Origin of the sequence: Bradyrhizobium sp. CCBAU 051011 (genome assembly GCF_009930815.1) — a bacterium.
Classification (GTDB): domain Bacteria; phylum Pseudomonadota; class Alphaproteobacteria; order Rhizobiales; family Xanthobacteraceae; genus Bradyrhizobium.
In genome coordinates this window covers 4,968,302-4,989,009 of the sequence record NZ_CP022222.1, presented here as the reverse complement: position 1 = coordinate 4,989,009, position 20,708 = coordinate 4,968,302, and the positions used below count along the sequence as shown (strand labels likewise).

The 20,708-nt window shown below is 63.8% G+C and carries 20 protein-coding genes; 9 read left to right on the top strand and 11 right to left on the bottom strand.

The window, feature by feature from the left end; genetic code table 11:
- Positions 1-3: 3 nt before the first annotated feature.
- From ACH79_RS23235 to ccmI, 3 genes are read right to left on the bottom strand one after another with little or no spacing between them, the layout of a single operon-like run.
- Complete coding sequence (locus tag ACH79_RS23235) at positions 4-1,986, bottom strand: heme lyase CcmF/NrfE family subunit (protein ID WP_161853086.1); 1,983 nt, start codon at positions 1,984-1,986, stop codon at positions 4-6.
- Complete coding sequence (gene ccmE, locus ACH79_RS23230; protein ID WP_161853085.1) at positions 1,983-2,474, bottom strand: cytochrome c maturation protein CcmE; 492 nt, start codon at positions 2,472-2,474, stop codon at positions 1,983-1,985. The genes ACH79_RS23235 and ccmE overlap by 4 nt, the downstream gene beginning before the upstream one ends.
- Before the next feature lie 40 nt (positions 2,475-2,514).
- Complete coding sequence (gene ccmI, locus ACH79_RS23225) at positions 2,515-3,618, bottom strand: c-type cytochrome biogenesis protein CcmI (RefSeq protein WP_161853084.1); 1,104 nt, start codon at positions 3,616-3,618, stop codon at positions 2,515-2,517.
- Positions 3,619-3,984: 366 nt separating this feature from the next.
- Between ccmI and exbB the strand changes: the two genes are divergently transcribed.
- Genes exbB through ACH79_RS23210 form a run of 3 tightly spaced genes read left to right on the top strand, consistent with a single transcriptional unit; the run spans position 3,985 to position 5,926 of the window.
- Positions 3,985-4,746, top strand: coding sequence for a tonB-system energizer ExbB (gene exbB / locus ACH79_RS23220; protein ID WP_371419466.1), 762 nt, complete (start codon positions 3,985-3,987; stop codon positions 4,744-4,746).
- A gap of 5 nt (positions 4,747-4,751) precedes the next feature.
- Positions 4,752-5,177, top strand: coding sequence for a TonB system transport protein ExbD (gene exbD / locus ACH79_RS23215; protein WP_161853082.1), 426 nt, complete (start codon positions 4,752-4,754; stop codon positions 5,175-5,177).
- Positions 5,174-5,926: an energy transducer TonB gene (locus ACH79_RS23210; protein WP_161853081.1), complete on the top strand. Its 753-nt coding sequence runs from the start codon at positions 5,174-5,176 to the stop codon at positions 5,924-5,926. Before exbD ends, ACH79_RS23210 begins: the two co-directional genes overlap by 4 nt.
- Positions 5,927-5,973: 47 nt before the next feature.
- Here ACH79_RS23210 and ACH79_RS23205 read toward each other — a convergent pair whose 3' ends face one another.
- Positions 5,974-9,144, bottom strand: a complete 3,171-nt coding sequence (locus ACH79_RS23205) for a TonB-dependent receptor domain-containing protein (RefSeq protein ID WP_161853080.1) — start codon at positions 9,142-9,144, stop codon at positions 5,974-5,976.
- A 268-nt stretch (positions 9,145-9,412) separates the two neighbouring features.
- Between ACH79_RS23205 and mntR the strand changes: the two genes are divergently transcribed.
- Positions 9,413-9,853 carry a manganese-binding transcriptional regulator MntR gene (mntR, locus tag ACH79_RS23200; protein WP_246738073.1) on the top strand — a complete coding sequence of 147 codons (441 nt, stop codon included), beginning with the start codon at positions 9,413-9,415 and terminating at the stop codon, positions 9,851-9,853.
- 22 nt (positions 9,854-9,875) lie between these two features.
- Here the strand turns inward: mntR and ACH79_RS23195 are convergent, their stop codons facing one another.
- The 4 genes from ACH79_RS23195 to ACH79_RS43085 form a co-directional block, all read right to left on the bottom strand.
- Positions 9,876-11,282: a hypothetical protein gene (locus ACH79_RS23195; RefSeq protein ID WP_161853078.1), complete on the bottom strand. Its 1,407-nt coding sequence runs from the start codon at positions 11,280-11,282 to the stop codon at positions 9,876-9,878.
- 154 nt (positions 11,283-11,436) lie between these two features.
- Positions 11,437-12,810, bottom strand: coding sequence for a sensor histidine kinase (locus ACH79_RS23190; protein ID WP_161853077.1), 1,374 nt, complete (start codon positions 12,808-12,810; stop codon positions 11,437-11,439).
- 98 nt (positions 12,811-12,908) lie between these two features.
- Positions 12,909-13,580 carry a response regulator transcription factor gene (locus ACH79_RS23185; protein WP_161853076.1) on the bottom strand — a complete coding sequence of 224 codons (672 nt, stop codon included), beginning with the start codon at positions 13,578-13,580 and terminating at the stop codon, positions 12,909-12,911.
- A 233-nt stretch (positions 13,581-13,813) separates the two neighbouring features.
- A complete protein-coding gene (locus tag ACH79_RS43085; RefSeq protein WP_187399341.1) occupies positions 13,814-13,966 on the bottom strand; it encodes a hypothetical protein in 153 nt (50 codons plus the stop codon).
- Between the two features lie 251 nt (positions 13,967-14,217).
- Here ACH79_RS43085 and ACH79_RS23180 point away from each other — a divergent pair, with 251 nt between their 5' ends.
- Together ACH79_RS23180 and ACH79_RS23175 are read left to right on the top strand one after the other, a co-directional pair.
- Positions 14,218-15,201 carry a Ku protein gene (locus ACH79_RS23180; RefSeq protein WP_161853075.1) on the top strand — a complete coding sequence of 328 codons (984 nt, stop codon included), beginning with the start codon at positions 14,218-14,220 and terminating at the stop codon, positions 15,199-15,201.
- A gap of 36 nt (positions 15,202-15,237) precedes the next feature.
- Positions 15,238-15,474: a hypothetical protein gene (locus tag ACH79_RS23175; RefSeq protein WP_161853074.1), complete on the top strand. Its 237-nt coding sequence runs from the start codon at positions 15,238-15,240 to the stop codon at positions 15,472-15,474.
- A 7-nt stretch (positions 15,475-15,481) separates the two neighbouring features.
- On the opposite strand, the gene ACH79_RS23170 is transcribed toward ACH79_RS23175, so the two are convergent.
- Together ACH79_RS23170 and ACH79_RS23165 are read right to left on the bottom strand one after the other, a co-directional pair.
- Entirely contained in the window at positions 15,482-15,679 is a 198-nt protein-coding gene (locus ACH79_RS23170) for a hypothetical protein (protein WP_161853073.1), read from the bottom strand.
- A 22-nt stretch (positions 15,680-15,701) separates the two neighbouring features.
- A complete protein-coding gene (locus tag ACH79_RS23165; protein WP_161853072.1) occupies positions 15,702-15,866 on the bottom strand; it encodes a Flp family type IVb pilin in 165 nt (54 codons plus the stop codon).
- 217 nt (positions 15,867-16,083) lie between these two features.
- Between ACH79_RS23165 and ACH79_RS23160 the strand changes: the two genes are divergently transcribed.
- The gene (locus tag ACH79_RS23160) at positions 16,084-16,251 is read left to right on the top strand and encodes a hypothetical protein (protein WP_161853071.1); all 168 of its coding nucleotides are present in this window, start codon (positions 16,084-16,086) and stop codon (positions 16,249-16,251) included.
- An 85-nt stretch (positions 16,252-16,336) separates the two neighbouring features.
- Here the strand turns inward: ACH79_RS23160 and ACH79_RS23155 are convergent, their stop codons facing one another.
- Positions 16,337-17,932, bottom strand: coding sequence for a porin (locus tag ACH79_RS23155; RefSeq protein WP_161853070.1), 1,596 nt, complete (start codon positions 17,930-17,932; stop codon positions 16,337-16,339).
- 354 nt (positions 17,933-18,286) lie between these two features.
- On the opposite strand from ACH79_RS23155, the gene ACH79_RS23150 reads away from it, so the two are divergent.
- Together ACH79_RS23150 and ACH79_RS23145 are read left to right on the top strand one after the other, a co-directional pair.
- Positions 18,287-19,921, top strand: coding sequence for a thiamine pyrophosphate-requiring protein (locus tag ACH79_RS23150; RefSeq protein ID WP_161853069.1), 1,635 nt, complete (start codon positions 18,287-18,289; stop codon positions 19,919-19,921).
- Between the two features lie 29 nt (positions 19,922-19,950).
- Entirely contained in the window at positions 19,951-20,664 is a 714-nt protein-coding gene (locus ACH79_RS23145; protein WP_161853068.1) for a type 1 glutamine amidotransferase, read from the top strand.
- Positions 20,665-20,708: the final 44 nt, after the last annotated feature.

The window sequence follows — 20,708 nt, the reverse complement described above, 5'->3', positions numbered from 1 at the left end:
GCCCTACTCCGCCGGGGCCAGCGCACGGGCGGCCTTGGCCGGCTTCGGCGCGCCGACGCGCAGCCGCCGGTCCGAGAGCGACAGCAGGCCGCCAAACGCCATCAGGACGGGCCCCCACCAGATCAGAAGCACCAGCGGCTTGTGATAGATGCGCACCGCAATGGCACCATCGGCATTGGTATCGCCGAGCGAAACATAGAGCTGGCTGGCGCCGCGGGTCAGCAGCGCGGCCTCGGTGGTCGAAGAACCCCGCGTGGTGAAGTTGCGCTTCGACGGTGTCATCACCTGGAGCGTTTCGCCGTCACGGCTGACGGTGAACTGCGCAATCATTTCGCGGAAATTCGGTCCCTGCCGTTGCGTGATGTCGTCGAGCTTCAACTGATAGCCGGCGACGGTTGCGACATCGCGCGGCTTCATCGTGCCGATATATTCGCTATTCCAGGTGGTCTCGCAGACGATGCCGATCAGGGCGACGCCGAGGCCGGCATGGGCAAACGCCGTGCCCCAGGTTGCCCGCGGCAAGCCACGCGCACGGGCGATTGCGACCGCAAGGGGAGTGCGGAACAGTCCCGTACGCTCCGCGAGGTCGGTCAATGCGCCCGCGATGACGAAGACCGCAAGCCCGATCGCGAGCGGCGCGAGAGTTGCACCGCCAAAAGTCCATGCAAACAGCACCGCCACCGCGATCAAGGCCGCAATACCGGCTGCCATCAGCCGCTGCGCCGCGCCGAAGAGATCGCCGCGCTTCCATGCCAGCAGCGGACCGAACGGCACGGCAAGCAGCAGCGGCACGAACAGCGGCCCGAAGGTCAGGTTGAAGAACGGCGCGCCGACCGAGATCTTGTCGCCGGTCAGAACCTCGAGCGCCAGCGGATACAGCGTCCCGATGAACACGGTCGAGCAGGCCGAGGTGAGAAAGAGATTGTTGAGCACCAGCGCGCCTTCGCGCGAGATCGGCGCGAACAGCCCGCCCTGCTTCAATGCCGACGCGCGCCATGCGTACAGCGAAAGACTGCCGCCGATGAACAGGCAGAGGATCAGCAGGATGAACACGCCGCGCGCCGGATCGGTCGCAAACGCATGTACGGAGGTCAAAACGCCGGAACGCACCAGGAAGGTTCCGAGCAGCGACAGCGAGAACGTCAGGATCGACAGCAGGATGGTCCAGACCTTCAGCGCGTTGCGCTTTTCCATCACGACCGCGGAATGCAGCAGCGCGGTGCCGGCGAGCCACGGCATCAGGGAAGCGTTCTCGACCGGATCCCAGAACCACCAGCCGCCCCAGCCGAGCTCGTAATAGGCCCAGTACGATCCCATCGCGATGCCGAGCGTGAGGAAGATCCACGCCAACAGCGTCCACGGCCGCACCCAGCGCGCCCAGGCCGCATCGATGCGGCCTTCGAGCAGAGCGGCGACGGCGAAGGAAAACGAAATCGAAAATCCGACATAGCCGAGATAGAGCATCGGCGGATGCACGGCGAGACCGATGTCCTGCAGCACCGGATTGAGATCGCGGCCCTCGATCGGAGGACTGGCGATGCGCAGGAACGGATTGGAGGTGGCCAGGATGAACAGGTAGAACGCGGCGGCAATCCAGCCCTGCACCGCCAGCACGTACGCCCTGAGGGACAGCGGCAGATTGTTGCCGAAGGCGCCGACCAGACCTCCGAACAGCGCCAGGATCAACACCCACAGCAGCATCGATCCTTCGTGATTGCCCCACACGCCGGTGATCTTGTAGAGCAGCGGCTTCATCGAGTGCGAATTCTCGAACACGTTGACGACGGAGAAATCCGAGACGACATGCAGCATCGTCAGCGCCGCGAACGACGCGCCCACGAACAGCAATTGCGCGAGCGCGGTGGAACGCGCGACATTCATCAACGCATGATCGCCCCAGCGCGCGCCCAGTATCGGCACCGTGGACTGGATCAATGCCAGTCCCAGCGCCAGCACCAGCGCGTAATGCCCTGCTTCCGCGATCACTTCGAGACACCTTGCACGGGCGCCGACGCTGCCGTGGCGCCGGGCTTGGCGCCGTAATCGTCCTTCCAGTGCCCCTGCTTCTTCAGGGCGTCGGCGACATCCCTGGGCATGTAGGTTTCGTCATGTTTTGCCAACACGGTATCGGCCCTGAAGACACCCGAGGCGTCGATCGCGCCTTCAGCGACGACGCCCTGCCCTTCGCGGAACAGGTCCGGCAAAATTCCCTTGTAGGCGACCGGCAGCGTGGCGCTGCCGTCGGCGACGGAAAAATTCACGGCGAGATTGTCCCCGCGCACCAGCGAGCCCGGCTGCACCAGGCCGCCAAGGCGGAACCGTTTGCCCGGCGGGATCTGCTTCTCCGCCGCCATCGTCGGCGTCGAGAAGAACACGATGGAATCGCGCATGGCGTTCAGCACCAGCGCCGCCGCAATCGCGAGCACCGCGAGCGAACCGCCGATCATGGTCAAACGCCGTTGCTTGCGCGTCATTTCCGTCCTCTGTCTTCCCTTGCGCGTCCCGCCGCCCTGTTCATCCATCAAGCCCGAGATTCTTCAGCCCCGCATTGAGCTGGCGCAAGCGTTCCGCATCGCCCGCGACCGCCTGCCGCGCCTCAAGGACCGCACTCGCCGCCTTGTCGCGTTCGCCCATCACCAGATAAGCCCGCACCAGGCGCAACCATCCCTCGACGTCGTCGCCGCTCTGCTTCAGCCGCGTCGCAAGCCGATCCACCATGCCACGGATCATCGCGCCACGGTCATCCTCATTCATGTCCTTGGCGGCCGCCATCGCATCGTTGGAAAGAGCCGGCGCGACAGATCCGCCGACCCGGGCCAGCGCCGCCTCCAGCAACGGGCGCCATGGCGCGTCGGCGGGCGACTTGGCGAGCAGGCCCCGCCAGATCGTCGCGGCGTCGCCCTTGCGGCCATCCTGTTCGGCGGCGAGCCCAAGGAAATAATTGGCCTTCGGATCGTCGGCGCTTTGCGCCACCGCGCGTTCGAATTCGGCCTTGGCCTCGGCCGTGACGACGCCACCCGCCGCGCCCGCAAGCGCCTCGCCGAGATCGGAGCGACGCTCGGCGCTGTCACCGGCATGGGTGATCGAATTGCGGTAGGCGCGGACCGCATCATCGTAACGGCCGAGCCGTGCCAGCACCGGCGCCAGCACGGTCCAGCCGCGGCCATCGGTCGGGTTTTTCTCCAGATGCGCTTCGACCTGCGCCACCATATTGTCGAGCGGCTGGCTGGGGTCCGCGGTGCGGGTGCGCTCGGCGAGCGGAAAATCGCCGAGACGCGGCGATCCGACCGCGAGGTAGAACGTCACCGCTGCGATCGGTAGCCCCACCAGCGCCAGAATGGCCGAGCCACGGCGCAGGCCCAGGTTGGCACGCGCCGGCGGGCCGAGCTCTTCATCCGCGGCGGCGAGCAACCGGCGGCCAATTTCAACACGCGCGGCCTCGGCCTCGGACACGCCGATCAGACCCGCCGCGACATCGCGATCGATTTCGGCGAGTTGATCCCTGTAGACCGCCGCCTCGCTGCCGCCGGCCTGTGCAGAAGAGCCGCGGCTCAACGGCCAGAGCACGGCGAAGATCGCCGCGACGGTCATCAGCGCGAACACAAACCACAATGCCATCAAGCGGTTCCCGGACGGAACGGCATTCTTAGAATTGGACTAAGCGCCGTCGATGCGCCGCTTTACACCACCGGCAGCAAGCCCGGCAATTGACAATTGCGGCAGAAAATCCGGGGAACAGGGCATCATCAGTCGGGCCCGCTTCGCCGCAGGTCGGCACGGGCGAACGCCAGCTCGCTCAAATTGTACCTGAATGATCGCACAATTAAAGGCGGTGTCCTCTGTTAGTATTTACACCAAGTCGTAGGTGATGCTACAAAATGAGGTAAAGACATTAATTCCCCCCTTCAGAGGTCACCGATGCGAGCCTGGAATGCTTTTCGACGCGAACTTCGTCGCGGCGCCGCTCCGTTTCTCTCATTTCCGCTGTTGTTGCTCTGCTTTCCGGCCTCTGCCCAGGACGCAACGGAACGGACCGCGGTCGCAGCCGCGTTGCTCCCCCGGGATCTCAGCCCCTGGGGCATGTTCATGCAGGCCGACATCGTCGTCAAAGCGGTGATGGTCGGTCTGCTGTTCGCGACTGCGGTGACATGGACGGTGTGGCTCTCGAAGACCATCGAACTGATCAGAGCGCGGCGGCAAGCCGGCATCGCTTTGCGCGCACTCGCCAACGCCCGAAGCGTGGATGACGCCGTGCGGCAGATCCCCGAAGGCACGGTTGCCCAGTTGATCGACGGCGCCATGACCGAACTCAGACTGAGCACCGATCGAATGGACAAGGAAGGGATCAAGGTGAGGATCGCCTCCCGGCTGCAACAGATCGAGGCGGCGGCAAGCAGGCGAATCGCCCTCGGCACCGGCGTGCTTGCGACCATCGGATCGACCGGCCCGTTCGTCGGGCTGTTCGGAACGGTCTGGGGAATCATGAACAGCTTTATCGGGATCTCGAAATCGCAAACCACCAACCTTGCGGTGGTCGCGCCTGGAATCGCCGAGGCGCTGCTGGCGACGGCGCTCGGGCTGGTGGCGGCGATCCCAGCTGTCGTGATCTACAACCTGTTCGCCCGCCAGATCGCCTCATACCGCGCGCTGCTCGGAGACGGGTCGGCGGAAATCACACGGCTCGTCGGACGCGACCTCGACAGCGGCAACCTGCTCGTCCGGCGGCATCTCACGGCGGCGGAGTAGCAGCCATGGCCGCCAGTCTGAACCAGGGCAACGGCGACCTCTCCGAGGTCCATGAAATCAACGTGACGCCGTTCATCGACGTCATCCTCGTTCTGCTCATCATCTTCATGGTCGCAGCACCGCTCGCGACCGTCGATATCGCCGTCGATCTTCCGGCCTCGAACGCACAGCCGCAGCCCCGGCCGGACAAGCCGGTCTATCTGACGGTGAAGCCGGACCTCTCGCTTTCCGTCGGCAACGAAACCGTCGGCCGCAGCGCCCTGCCCGGCGTGCTCGATGCGAGCACCAGCGGCCAGAAGGACACCCGTATTTTCCTGCGCGCCGACAAGCTCGTTCCCTATGGTGAGGTGATGCAGGTCATGAACCTGTTACGCGCCGCCGGCTATCTGAAGGTCGCGCTGGTCGGCATGGAGCAAGCTTCACCGCTATGATGCAACTTGCGGCCGAAGATCGTTCCGACCTGCGACGATGGATGTTCAGCGGCCTCGCGGTGCTGTCGGTCTACGCCGGATTGACTGCCACGCTCGCCACCTGGCACTCCGCGGACGATACCGTGGCCGCCGAACCTTCGGGAGCGATCGTGGTCGATCTGGCGCCGCTGACCGCGGCACCGGCGACCACGCCGAGCGACATTGCGCCCGGTCCGGAACAGGTGATGTCGGAAGCGCAGCCGGTGGCGAAGCCTGCGGAAACGCCGCCCGACGAAACACCCGAATTGCCGCCCGCTCCCAATCCGGACGCCGCCGTGGCGCTGCAGACCAAGCCGCAGCCGGACGTGACGCCGCAGCAGGCGGCGGCCGCCGCGACATCGGCACCGCCGGCGATCAACGAGCGGATCGCCCCGGTCGCCGTGGCGCCGAACCAGGGCGTGCCGAACGACAAGAATTCCGAAGCCGTGGTGACCTGGCGAACGCAGGTCCTCGCCCTGGTCGAAAAGAACAAGCGATACCCGGAGGCCGCTCGGTCGCGGCGCGAACAGGGAACGGCGCAAGTGTCGTTCACGCTTGATCGCAAGGGAATGGTTGTCGGCGGGCGCGTAACCCAAAGTTCGGGATCCATTGCCCTTGACGAGGAAGCGCTCGCGCTTCTCAAGCGCGCGCAACCCTTTCCTGCGCCGCCCGCAACGATCCCCAGCGAATTCGTTGTCGTGAGGCAGCCGATCCGTTTCACCGTAAAATAGCCGGCTGGCGGGCCGGACTGATCGTCTGCTCTCGGACTTCGCCACGATCAGTCCGTGACGATCGCTCCGCTGAATTTGTAGTTCACCCCGACCCTGACTGCATCGCTGGTCACGCGGGTGTTGGCGTCAAACGCCACCGTCGTGTTGGCTGCCACCGGCGGCGTCGAACGCACCGAACCGAAATCCATGTGCAGATATTCGAGCTTTGCGGTCCAGTTCCCCGTCAACCGCCTCTCGACGCCGGCGCCCACGGTCCAGCCTACCCGATACAGGTGCCGATCCAGGGACGCCGTCGTCGCGACACCCGCGTTATCGAAGCCTGCGACGGACGTCGACGTCGTGATCCTGCCGAATGGAACACCCGCGGTGGCGTAGGCAAGCAGGTCCGGCGTCACGAGCGTTCCGACCCGGCCTCGAACCGAGGCGACCCATCCCAAACGATAGTCCAGATCTGCCCTCACGGTTGCGTCGAGCGGAGCCAGCGCCGCGTTGCAGACGTTACCGGGGCATGCGGCAGCGCTACTTCCGTGCTGATTGCGATACTCGAAATCTCCTTCGATGCCGGCCAGAATCCGGCCCGATGTCCAGTTGTAGCCGGACTGGAGGCCGAAGCTCGCGGTATCCTGCGTAGCCGACAGGCGGTCTCCGGCAAGCGAAAGACCTGTGCCAGCGTCGTTGAAGGCCGTGTTGGTGACGCCCTCACCCCTCAGATATCCGACATTGCCGCCGGCATAGATGCCTGCCCAATTCCAGCCGGCATCGAGTGCGGGGCTCTTGTAGAAGCCAATGCCGGCCGGCCGGTTTGCCGTCCCGATCCAGGTGCCCGGAGGTCCACTCGGCCGATCAACACCGTATTTGACATTGAGAAACAGCTTGAAGCCCCGCCCGGGCTGCAGGATTTCATCCTTGTGGAATTGAACGGAGTTACGAATGTTGGCGTTGAGCAGATTGTCGCCGACCAGCCCGGTCACGACCTCGACCGCGCCCCACGGCGAGTCCTTCCAGAACTTCCGATGTTCGATCTGCAGCTTGACCAAATCATATCCGGGAGTTGTCGTGTCGAACTGCGGAATGTCATTCTGCGCAAATGCATGCAGCCAGCCTGCGCGGACAAACCAGTTGTCGTTGCGCCAGTAGACGCCGCCGCCGAGCCGCATCGGAGGAATGCGCGGTACGTTGCTGCCGTCGGTGAACGTCGCCCGCACCAGGTCATATTGACCATCGATACCGAACGTGCCGTTGGCGAGCTGAGCCGCGTCCCATTGCCAGGCCAATTCGCCACCGCGGAAGGTTGCGTCGCGCTGATCGTAATTGACCTGGATGTAATCGGTGCCGGTTCCGCATGTTGCAAACGTCTCCTGGCAAAAGATGCCGGTGGCGCGCGAGAAAATGAACTTGTTGTACGACGTGTAGTAGGCATTGGCGGCGAACCTGAAATCGCCGTCCGTGCGCTTCAAGCCGATTTCCGCAGTCTGCGCGGTTTCAATGCCGAGATTCGGATTGCCGATCTTGAACGTCTTCTCCGAACCGTCGGGCCCCTGGGCGAACAGTTCGAGAGCGCGCGGTGCACGCTCGATGCGCTGCAATGTCAGGCTTGCGACCAGCGAGGATGGAAGATCCTTGATGATGCCGAAACTGATGCTCTTCGGCATGAAGTCGAGTTTGGCGGCGGCCCTGCCCGGCTCATTCGGCGGCGGCAGAAAATTCGGCGGGAAGGTGAACGCCGTTCCGGCGACATCGACCCCCTCGATGCGCCCCGCCAACTGCGTGCGCAGCGCATCGGTGTGCCTGACTTCATTGAGGAAGTACGCTGCCGCCGTCCTTGTCTGGGCCGGAAGCAAGATCGCCTGCCCCGCCGTATCCAGTTGCTGATAGGCGCCCTGCGCGCCGACGATGCTGGTCAGCGCCCCCAGCGGCGTGGCGAACGGCGCGAGTTCGAACTCGAGCTTGCCCTCGGTCTGCTTGTTCTTGAAGGTGGCGGTAATCTCCTGGAATCCGGTGGTAGCGAGCACCGTCTCGTCGTGCCGGTACTCCGAATATCCGGTCCAGTACCGGACGGCCGCCAGCGCGCTCGCGTCAGGACGATACTCGCCTTTGGAGCTGAGCTTGGTTTGCTCGAGGTCGTTGTGCTGGCGCGCGTCCGCGGTCGCGATACCAGGGACGTAGTAGTCGCTCGTGAAGCGCGACACAGCGATGCCGGCATAACCGCCATCGAAAAGATAGGATCCGCCGATCGCCGCACCGGCACTCTTCGAACCCGAATTCGGCTGCTTGCCGTTGAAAGCAGGTGCGGGGTTCGGCGGCACGAGATAGGGGTAGCTCGGGATGCTATAATCGCCGGAAGACCGTCCGTAGATGTCAGCGTGAACGGCGGCGTTGCGGCCGCCTGCATCCAGCAAAAGCCCGCTCTCCCACCCTCTGTTGACGCTTGTCACACCCGACCTCAGTTCGGCAGCCACTCCCCCGAGCGGCGCAGCAGTCGGAATCCGGTTGTTGTTGACGTCGACGACACCACCGACGGCTTGCGAGCCGAAACGGAGCGCACCCGGTCCGCGAACGACGTCGACCTTCTGGATGGCGAGAGGGTCGATCGGCACCGCGTGGTCCTGGGCGATGTCAGACACGTCGACCGCGCCGACGCCGTTCTCCTGGATACGAACCTTCGCGTCCGTCAGGCCGCGCAGAACGGGGCGCGACGATTCCGTGGCAAGGCCTGCAGACGTCGCGCCGGGCATGTTGGTGAACAGGCTGCCAAATCCACCATTGCTGCTGCCGGTCTGGACCTGATTGCTTCCGAGCGTCGACAGCGGGGCGAACGGCGGATTGAAGGGTGACGTCGGCGTGGTCGCTGGCGGCGGGCCTGGCGGTGGCGCCGCGACTGTTCTCGAAGCCCGACCAGGCTCGCTGCGCGTGGTCCGCCGTGCCGGCTTGGGCTGACGCCCCTCCACCGTCACTTGCGGCATGTCGATTTCCGCCGGCGCATTCGACGTCGTTGGCGGACCGGCCGCCGTGGCCGGTGCAGGCGGGGTTTGCGGCGGTGCCGACTCCGCCGAGGGCTGCCCCGCAGCCGGAGGTGCCGGAGCGGATGGTTCGGCTGCCGGCGCAACCTGCGGCGCCGTCGGCGCGGGCGCTGCCGTTTGCGGCAGCGCCGCGCTCTCGCTCAAACAAACCACGGCCAGTGCCGATGTGCCCAGAAGGGCCATTCGCGTCGCACGCATATTCATCCCCAACCGATCGCGCTTCAGCAAACAGCCTCTGATAATGCCGCGACGTCAAAAACGTAGGTTAGGCTACATGTTAATGCTGAGCCATTAACTGTCAAGATGCTGCGAACGATTCGCAAATGCAGTGACGGCCTGTTGCTGATCGGCGACAGGCCGCCAACTTGCAATGTGGTCGGCACCACGCCATGGTCGCGCCTCGTCTGGATGGATTCGCCTGGAAGGTGCAGTGGTGCGCAAGCCCTCGACAGATCGGGCCAAACCGATGCAGCCTCTGCCTGCGGAACAGACGCAGGCGCGCCGCTTTGGCAAGGCGCGATCGGCGCGGTCGACGGCGGTTCTGGAAGATTACGTCGAACTGATCTCCGACCTCCTCGGAACGACCGGCGAAGCGCGTCCTACCGACATCGCGCGCAGGCTGGGCGTGTCGCACCCAACGGCGATCGACACCATTGCGCGATTGAAGCGCGAAGATCTGGTGACAGCCCGCCCCTATCGCGGGGTATTCCTGACCGAAAAGGGCGAGGCGCTCGCCAAGCGAGTCCGCACGCGTCACCGTCTGGTGGTTGATGTCCTGTTGGCGCTCGGCGTTCCCCAGGAAGCCGCTGAGGCTGACGCCGAGGGCATCGAACATCATGTTTCCGATGTGACCCTCAAGGCCTTCGCCGAATTTCTTCGCCATGCCAAGGATCGACGCAAGGCGTGACGCGATAGGATCGAAACGCTCCCTACCCGGCCTTGCTCGTCTTGCGCTCGCCGGTCATGGCATTTTCGGCCGCCCGGTTCATCAGTGACGCATAGTCATGGCCGAACAGGATTTCGCAGAAGCGGATCGCGGCCTTGGCCTGCATCTGCCGGTAGGCACGCGCCTTGGTATCGCCGCCGCGCAGCGTCTGCACCAGGCTCTCGGTGGAATGCTCGACGTAATGCTGCAGGTCGGAATAGGTCCGCAAGGTGACCTCGTTGATGGCGAGTTCGCTTGCATAGGTGCGGCACACCGCCACGAAGTCGATCAGGGCGGCGATCTCCTCGACCTCCGAGGCGTCGATCTTCGGCGCCGAGCCGATATCCTTGTCGGCGCGCTGGCGCAAGATGCGGCGGACGCGGCCGGGCACGCTCTCGATTTCCGACTGCAGGGAGTTGGAAATGTCGGCACGGATCGACGTGAGCTGACGGCCCCACGCGGAATCGTTGCGCAGATCGAGCTCGGTGCGCAGGCCCCGCAGGCCGTCGTGCAGGACTTTCAGCTGGTCGCCGACATTATCGAAATGGCCGCGCCGGATGTCCGTACGCAGGCAGGCCGTGAGGAAGGAGAGATCGTGCAACGCGATCGTGACGGCGATGCCATAGGGCGTGGCCGCCACGCGAATCTCGTCGTCGGAAGCCGCCATCTTGATCGCGAGACGGATGATCTGCCACGGCGCCGCCAGCCGCTGCATGATCAGCGACAGCGCGAACGGCAGCAATTGCGGCGTCTGCAACGAGGGGACGTTAAGCGCCGCCGTCACCATCTCGAGCTGGGAAGGCGTCAGCGCCCGCAGCTGGCCGGGAAGCCTGCTGCCGAGCGTATCGATCGCCTCACGGGCCCGCAGCACCGCGCCGATCGATAGCAGGTCCTCGACGACGCTCGGCGCACCGATCCGCGAAAGCGCACGGTGCCGGTCGTCGCCCTGCGCCGGGGTTGCGACCTGGACAATCGCTTCGGCCGCGGCGAGCTGAAACTTGCGGGTGGCGGCTCCGAGACCTGCGGTGGAGCCGCTCAGCCTGATCTCGTTGAGCGTCGTTTCGAACGCGCGCACGGCCTCGGGCGCGCCGTCGCGGCCCAGCCATTGCCAGACCGGCAGCAATGACGCGCGCCGGATCTGGCCGGCGCGCACCGGAAAATTACTTTCGACCAGAAACGGCTCGAGCGGACCGTACAACAGGCGCGCCGGATCGTCGGTCCGCGGGCGCGCCTCATCGTCTTCCTCGGTCCCGCGCACGACCTCGCGCAACTGCTCGAGCACGAAATTGGCGACGGCGAGGTCTTCCCCGCGCTCGATGGCGCGCTCGAACTCGCGCATCAGCAGCGCCTGCGATTGAGGCGGGAGCTGCGCAAGATAGTCCCTCAGCCGCTCGGTCGATGTCTGGCTCATTCGCCTGGTGTGGATATGCGTGTGTCATCCGGACGGCAAAACACGTCCGCCGTCGATCTTAGGAGGGGGCGCGTTAAGAAGGCGTTTAGGAATAATGAAATCGCCTCCGGGCTGTGCCGGGTACCGCCTTCAACCCTTCAGCCGGATGTCGCCTTCATATCCCAGGCAGTACCAGTTCCGCCCGCAGTCCTCCGATCGGGGCGTCGCCCAGGACAAGGCTGCCGCCATAGAGGCTGGCCAGATCGACCACGATCGAAAGCCCGAGCCCGGAACCCGGCTTGGATTCATCCAGCCGCTGGCCGCGCCGGGAGACCTGCGCGCGCTCAGCGGCGGACAATCCGCGGCCATCGTCATCGACGATGATCCGCAGCCGCGGTCCGCTGCCGGCCGAGGTCGGCGGCTCTGCCCGCACCTCGATGAAGACCTGCGAGGCCGCCCATTTGCAGGCATTGTCAACCAGGTTGCCGGCCATCTCCTCGAGATCCTGGCGCTCGCCACGGAACTTCGCTTGCGGGTCGGCCCTGACCGCGATGGTGATGGCGCGATCGCGATGGATTTTTTCCATGGTCCGTCGCAGCGCCTCGATGGCGGGCGCGACCTCGGTAACGGTGCCGACGATGGTGACGCGCGCGGCGATACGTGCGCGCTCGAGATGATGGGCGACCTGATCCCGCATCACATCGGCCTGCTCCAACACCTTGCTGGCAAAGGGATCTACCGCGTGGGCCGCAGCCTCATTGACGATGACGGAGAGCGGCGTCTTGATGGCGTGGGCGAGATTGCCGACATGGGTGCGCGCGCGCTCGACGATCTCGCGGTTGGCATCGATCAGCGCGTTGGTCTCGCGCGCCAGCGGCGCGATCTCGACGGGAAACTCGCCTTCCAGCCGTTCGGCGCGGCCGGAACGGATGTCGGCGATCGATTCCGAAATCCGCTTGAGCGGCGCCAGACCGAAACGGACCTGGAAGATCGTGGTCAGGAGCAGCACGATGCCGAGCGCTGCGAAGGTGCCGCCGAGATAATAGTCGAAGGCGCGGATTTCGTCGAAAATCTCGGAGGCGTCGCCCGCCACGCTGACCAGAAATTTGCCGTCGGCGCCGAGATCGACCGGCCGCTCCACGACCCGCAGACTCTGGCCCTCGGGCCCGTCGATATAGCCGAGACGGATGCCGGCGGGGGTCAGATCCGCGCCGATATCCTCCAGCTTCGGCAACTTCTTGTCCCACAGCGAACGCGACGCCTTCGTCTCGGCCTTCTCGTCGGTGCGGACGATCTGCCAGTACCAGCCGGACAGCGGCAGTTCGAACAGCGGCTCGCCGAGCGACTGGAACTGATGCTCCGGCGGCTCGTCGGGGGTTGCGACTTCGGCGATCAGGGTGCGGAGATAGAGGTTGATGCGACGGTCGAAGGCGCGCTCGGTCGCGTTGCGATAGACCGACGACAGGATCACGCCTGTTATGACCAGAATCACGACCACCCACGCGGTCGCCGACAGGAACAACCGCGTGGCGAGCGAGCTTCCGCGCATCAGAGCAAGATCCCGAAGAGCATATCCCAAGGCTCCGATCCGCCGGATCGGGGCCTGCTTTCGGATAAGATCATGCTCGAATAAAAGAGCAAGGCTCATCAGGTGCCGGGCGATGGCGGCGTCAGGAGATAGCCGAGCCCGCGCACGGTCTGGATGATGTCGACATCGAGCTTCTTGCGGATGCGGCCGACGAAAACCTCAATGGTGTTGGAGTCGCGGTCGAAGTCCTGGTCGTAGAGATGCTCGACCAGTTCGGTGCGCGACACCACGCGCCCGGTGTGATGCATCAGGTAGGCCAGCAGCCGGTACTCATGCGAGGTCATCTTGATCGGGTTACCGGAGACGCTGACGCGGCCGGTCCGCGTATCCAGCGACACCGGACCGCAGGTCAGTTCCGACTGCGCATGACCGGTGGAGCGGCGCAGCAGCGCGCGAATGCGCGCCAGCACCTCCTCGAGGTGGAACGGCTTTGCGACGTAATCATCGGCGCCGGCGTCAAAACCCTGCACCTTGTCGCTCCAGCGGTCGCGGGCGGTGAGGATCAACACCGGCATCCCGCGGCCGTTACGGCGCCACGCCTCCAGCACCGAGATGCCGTCCATCTTGGGCAGCCCGATATCGAGCACGATGGCGTCGTAGGGCTCGCTGTCGCCGAGATAATGCCCCTCCTCGCCGTCGAACGCGCGATCAACCACATAACCGGCATCCGTCAAAGCCGTCGTAAGCTGACGGTTGAGATCCGGATCGTCCTCAACAACAAGCAGGCGCAAGCTGGCCTCCAAAAATGAGCCCTACGATATCAGATCCCATGATGAGGCCGACCCGCGTGAACGGGCCATGAACGGGCACACGGTGCAATGTTACTTTTTCGTTATACGACCTTCGCAGCCGGGATCATGCCCGCAAACCGCAGGCCGAACGGCTAACATACCCGATCGAATGCCCCAAGCGCCCGGCAGGCGCTCGCGCGCCACAACTCGCAAAAAAGGGCAGGCTTCAGCCCTTACGTCCGGAAGAATACGAACCAGACGATGCCCAGGATGAGAATTGCGAGCCCGGTCGAAACGGACAGCAGTGCGAGCACCGACGGTCCGGGTTCGGCCTGGCGCGCCTCGGTCGGGGTTTCGATGATCTGGCCATGTCGTTGCGTTGCCATGGTGACCTCTTCAAGTAAGTGCCTGTAAATGCCAGCGAATGCTTCGACACCGGCCGTTAAAGCAACGCTTGATCGGAGATGATGTTCCGGACTTCGGCGGTGCCCGATGGCAGCGTGCAAAGGTCGCAGGCCGGCAGAAAAGGCGGTCCAACGGTTAACGCCGTTCCGCGATTCCCCGCTCCGGCATATTTGAGACGGGATGATCCGATGGTATTCTCGCTGGTTGTCTGTTGCGTTTTTCGGAGTAGCCCATGGCCCCCCGCGCCAATTGGAAGGGTTTTCTGCGCCTGTCGCTCGTGACCTGCCCGGTCGCGCTTTATCCGGCGACGTCGGATACCGAGAAGGTCTCGTTCAACCAGATCAACCGCAAGACCGGCCACCGCATAAAATACGCCAAGGTCGACGCCGAGACCGGCGAGGAAGTCGCCAACGACGACATCATGAAGGGCTACAAAGTCGACACCGACACCTACATCGAAGTGTCGAAGGACGAGCTTGACGACATCGCGCTGGAATCGACCCGCACCATCGAGATCGACGAATTCGTTCCGAAATCCGACATCGACGGCCGCTATCTGATCCGCCCCTATTATCTCGTGCCGGACGGCAAGGTCGGCCACGACGCGTTCGCGGTGATCCGCGAAACCATCCGCAACATGGACAAGGTCGCGATCGGGCGCGTGGTGCTGACCAACCGCGAGCACATCATCGCGCTGGAGCCGCTCGACAAGGGCCTGATGGGAACGCTGCTGCGCTACCCCTATGAAGTGCGCAGCGAGAAGGAATATTTCGAGGATATCCAGGACGTGAAGATCACCAAGGATATGCTCGATCTGGCGAAGCATATCGTCGAGCAGAAATCCGCTTCATTCGAGCCCGAGCTGTTCGAGGACCGCTACGAGCAGGCGCTGATCGACCTGATCAACCAGAAGCGCAACGGCCTGAGCACCAAGGCCAAGGCGGCGCCGAAGACCACCGGCAACGTCATCAACCTGATGGACGCGCTCAAGCGCAGCCTCGCCAGCGAAAAAGAAGCCGCCCCTGCCCGAGCCCAGGAAAAGGCCAAAGGCAAGAAGCCGAAGAAAGCCGCCGCCGGCCAGCGCGAGATGCTGTTGCCAATCAGCGGCAGCGGCAAGCGTGCCGCCAAGGAGACGGCCAAGGAAACGGTAAAGGAAGCGCCGAAGAAGGCGGAGAAGCCGGTACGTACCGCCGCCCGCACCAAGAAGGCCGGATGACCGGGTAAGGAGCGCGATAGCATCATCTAGCGCGCGATGCCGTGGTCGGCCCCATTCGATGATCCGATACCGCTTCGCGGCGGAGGCAGGCTGGCGACGCTGCAGCAGGCCGCCGACTACATCATGTCATTGCCGGAAAAAGTGCAGCACGAGGCGCATTGGCAGGTTTCGGTGGAAAATCTGATCAACGCGGCGGAGACCGGCGGCGGCTGGCTGATGTTCGCGCGGATCGCGATGCTGCGGGCGCTCAATGCTGACCGGAAAGACAAATAACGCCGGTTCAATCCCCGCCGCCGTCCCCGTCCCCGAGGTCCAGCCCGCCATCGCAACTGCCAGACGACCGGTCGTTGACCATCCAATCGATCAGCAGGGCTACGACCAATATCACGGAGAACACGCGCCACGGATTTTGCTGGACATAGGCCAGGATCGGCGGCCCCCAGGTCATCAACTGCGACCCCAACAACAGCTCGAGCATGATGCGGCTTGCGGTCTTGCCGCTACTTGATCGAGGTGCCGACGTCGGTGAATTTCGTGCTGAGCGCGCTGCCGACGCCGTTGACAGCGGTGACGATCACGATGCTGACACCGGCCGCAATGAGACAATATTCGATGGCGGTAGCACCCCGCTCATCGTCGAAAAATCGTGCAAGTAATCGACGCATAAAAAACTCCTGTCGACGCTCCCCGGAGGTCTCCCGCGCCATACTGGTTAAACTCTAGATTGGAACCGTTGAAGAGGCCTTGAGGAACAGCATGAACGATTGATTAAGGCAGACGAGGAAATCCGTGCCCCGGGATCGTACGGTACGGAAAATTTACCATCGATTGTCCGTCACCCGTCCATCGTCGCCTGATCGGCGTCCTGCGGAGTGAGCGCACATGGCGGCGCAGAAGCGCGAAACGGGAAAGAATTACATCGGGCTCCTGCACGAGGAGACCGAGGAGCAGCGCGTCGCCGAACTATCGCCGACCGCGACGTACCCTATTCTGGAGCAGATACTCAGCCTGGTGGCCGCGATGTTCAACCGCTGCGGCGAAGCGAGGTAGCTACCCCCGCCCTGCCGCGGCGCTAAACAAACGGACCGGGCAATGGCCCGGTCCGCAAGGTCGTTCTTTAGAAGTTGCGCTGCCTTTAGAAGTTACGCTGCGCGCGGAGCTGGAGTAGGACGGTGTCCTGGTCCTTGAACTCGTAGAGCGCGTTCGGCTTCGGAGCGGTCGCCGTGAACACCGACGAACCCGACATCTTCTGGTCAAGGTGGAACCACTGGACTTCGGCCGAGAACGTCAGGTTCTTGACCGGGGTCCAGCGGGTAACGATGCCGAGCTGCGAGACGTTGAAGTCGGGATTGCAGGTGTAGTTGCCCGCATTGTTTCCGTTCAACGCCTGTCCCGAATGGCTGGCGGCGAAGGCGGCGCAATAAGCACCCTTGGCCGTGGTGGTGCCGGCACCGAGCAGATTGTCATTGGCGCCGCCGTCATACCGGACCGCGGAGTAGCTGCCGAACAGGCTGGTCGACCAGTAGGGATCCCAGTTGTGATTGAACGCACCGCGGACGCCCCAGGCCGTCGTCAGGACGATACCGCCGGTACCGGCTGCGCCCGGCATATAGACGCCGTCGGTGGTCGCGCCGAAGCCGACGCTCTGGTAGCCGAAGCCGCTGCTGCCGAACATCGCAAAGTTCGGCGAGGTGCCGCTGGTGGCGATCACGTTCTTGGTCGTGCCCTTGGCGTAGGACGCGTCGATCTTGATGTCGTCGCCCGCACCGGTCGGCAGGTTCTTGATCTGCAACGCCGCCATCACCGAGCCGCCCCACTTGGATTCGGGGTGGCCGCTGATTTCGGACAAGTTGTTCGGGACAGCGCCGGCTGCCAGCGTGTTGTACGAACCGCTGACCTCATGGGCCGCGGCCGAAACCTGAAAGAGACCCCAGGCCTGATCGATCCGGATCCTGCCGACGATGTCGGGAGCGTGCATCCCGGCATAGGCGTTCGATCCGGTTCCGTTGGCGCCGATCGCTGAGGGGATGCCCAGATTGTAGACGGCGGTGCGGTTCCAGACCGTCGGATCCTCGAGACCGATCGAGGCCGATACGCCATTGCCGAACTCGGCGGTGTACTGGATGTTGTTCACGCCGGTGTCGGTATTGTTGCCGCCGAGCAGGTTCGAAGTGATGTTGCCCGGGAAGCCGTTCCAGGGCGTCGAGTAAGCCGATGAAGACTTACCGAAGGTGAAGCCGGCGAACTGAATGAAGAGGTACTCGACCGCAACGTATCCGCCGCCGGCGGTGGAGAGCAGCGCGCTATTCAGGCCAGCCTGCGATCCGACCGCAAGACCCGGGTTGGTGCTTCCGAAGTTCTGGAACTGGAAGTCGCCCTGGCCGAAGGTGCGGACCACGCCGTACTCGGTCGCGGTGCGGGTATCGACGGTCAACGCCATACGGGAGCGGCTAAGGAAGTAATCGCGGTAGCGATTTTGCTGGCCGAGATCGCCGCTCCAGGCCGGCGCGCCGTGGGCGCCGCCGTTGAAAGTGGTGTCCACACGCAGATAACCGCCCAGCTTGATGCAGGTGTCGGTGCCCGGGATGTAGAAGAAGCCGGCGCCGTAAAGCGAACAGATCCGCACGTATTCGACTGCCTTGGCCTTGACCGGCAGATCGGCTGCCTGTGCGCTGCTCAGGGCCATCAGACCTGCCGCCGAGCCGAGAATGAGTGAACGCGCCGTAATCATTTAAGTCTCCTGTCCTGCGATTCATGCAGTTGCATGTGGAAGAGGTAATCCAAAAATTCTTACCGGGAATGACAAGGATGTGATGCCGCCTCACTTGGATCGCAGCTGTGATGTTTTCGCAACGCAGCGGGATCGAGCGACAGGCCAGGCGAAAGTTTTCATTCAGACAATCCGCATTCGCAGCAACAATATTCTCGCCCGGTGGACGGTCGATCCCGGCACGAAGTTACAAAACGCATATCAGCACTTCCGCGCGTAGGCGCCGCCCTCGCTTTACCGGGCTGGAAAATCCTGTTCCTACTGTTGCAAAGCGGCCGGACCAAACTGGCCTGCAATCAAGGGGGAGAGACCGTCATGAAGCTCGGTGCTGCCATCGCGGAAATCATGAAGCGGGAGGGAATCGAGATCCTCTGCGGCTATCCAGTCAATCATCTCATTGAATATGCGGCCAATGCCGACATCCGCCCGGTGATGGTGCGCCAGGAACGCATCGGCGTTCACATGGCGGACGCGATCTCGCGCGTCACCTCAGGCCGGTCGATCGGCGCGTTCTGCATGCAGCATGGGCCCGGCGCCGAGAACGCGATGGGCGGCGTGGCGCAATGCTACGGTGAATCCGTCCCCGTGCTGGTGCTGCCGATGGGCTATGCGCGCCGGCTTGCCAATATCGACCCGAATTTCAATTCCACCCAGGCGATGAAGGCGTTCTCGAAATCATCCGAGCCGATCAACATCGCGGCAGAAGTCTGCAACATCTTTCGAAGAGCATTCACCAAACTGAAGAACGGGCGCGGCGGGCCGGTGATCGTCGAAATCCCCGCCGACATGTGGAACGAGGAAGTGCCGGAACCCCTGAACTACACGCCGGTGCTGCGCACCCGCTACGGCGCCGATCCGGTCCATGTGAAGGAAGCGGCGGCCCTCCTCGTCCAGGCGAAGCGGCCGGTGATCTATGCCGGCCAGGGCGTGCACTACGCCAGGGCGTGGCCACAGCTCAAACGGCTGGCCGAGCGCCTAGCGATTCCCGTCACGACCAGCCTGGGCGGCAAATCGTCATTTCCGGAAACGCATCCGTTGTCGCTGGGATCGGGCGGCCTCGCCGTACCGCGCGCGGTGCCGAAATTTTTGGGCGAAGCCGACGTGATCTTCGGCATCGGTTGCTCGTTCACCGAGACGTCTTTCGGCATCGCCATGCCGAAGGGCAAGACAATCATTCATTCGACGCTCGATCCCAACCATCTCAACAAGGATGTCGAGGCCAAGGTCGGGCTGGTCGGCGACGCCGGCCTGGTGCTCGATGCCTTGCTGGAAGAGATTGGCAAGACGGTCACGTCGGATCGCGATGCGACGGCCGTTGTCGCCGAAATCGCCGCCTCCCACAAGGAATGGCTGGCGAAATGGATGCCGAAGCTGACCCATAACGACGCGCCGCTGAATCCCTACCGCGTGTTGTGGGACCTGCAGCACACCGTCGACATCAACAACACCATCATCACCCACGATGCGGGCAGCCCGCGCGACCAGCTGTCCCCGTTCTGGAAATCGGTCGAGCCGCTCTCCTATATCGGCTGGGGCAAGACCACGCAGCTCGGCTACGGCCTTGGGCTTGCGATGGGCGCCAAGCTGGCAAAGCCTGACAAGCTCTGCATCAATGTCTGGGGCGATGCCGCGATCGGCTTCACCGGCATGGATTTCGAGACCGCGGTCCGTGAGCGCATCCCGATCATGTCGATCCTGTTGAACAATTTCTCGATGGCGATCGAATTGAAGGTGATGCCGATCTCGACAGAGAAATACCGCTCCACCGACATTTCCGGCGACTACGCCGCGATGGCCCGCGCCTTCGGCGGCTATGGCGAGCGGGTGTTGAGGCCGGAAGACATCATCCCGGCCATCAAGCGCGGCATTGCAAAGACGCAGGAAGGCGTCCCGGTGCTCTTGGAATTCATCACCAGCAAGGAGACCGAGGTGTCGAGGCCGGGGACCTGAGGCTGAAGCGACCGACCGGACAGTCACCGATGCCGCGCGTCACTATCATCGAAACCGGGCTCGTCAGCGCCAAGAACCGCGAACTTCACGGATCGTATCCGCAGATGTTCGAGCAGATGATCGGCGCCGCCGACTCCACCGTCACGTTCGAGACCGTCAGCATTGCTGCCGGCCAGCCGCTGCCGGATGTCGAAGGGCTGGCGGCGATCCTCATCACCGGCTCCCCGGCGGGCGTCTACGATCCCCTGGACTGGATCGCGCCGCTCGAGGATTTCGTGCGCACAGCCCACGACAATCAGGTGCCGATGGTCGGTGTCTGCTTCGGCCATCAATTGATCGCGCAGGCGCTGGGCGGCACGGTGCGCAAGTCGGAGAAGGGCTGGGGTCTCGGGCGGCATGTCTACGACGTTGCGCCTGATAATGGCGTGATCGAAGGCATGCGCATCGCCCTCGCCGCCTCGCATCAGGATCAAGTCATCACGCCGCCGGCCGGCGCCAATACCATTCTGTCCTCGGATTTCACGCCGCATGCCGGGCTGCTCTACGCCGGCGGCACCACGCTCTCGGTGCAGCCGCACCCGGAATTCTCCGTCGGCTTTGCGCTGGCCTGCTGCGAGATGGCGCATGCCAAGGGCCATGCACCTGACAGCCTCGTCGCAGCCGCAAAGGCCTCGCTCGCCGAGCCGCTGGACAGCGGGCGGCTCGGAGGCGCGATCGCGCGCTTCCTGACGCGATCAAGGTGAAGTGAGACGGGCGACCGCGCGAGAAAAGGCTGCCGTAAGACCTC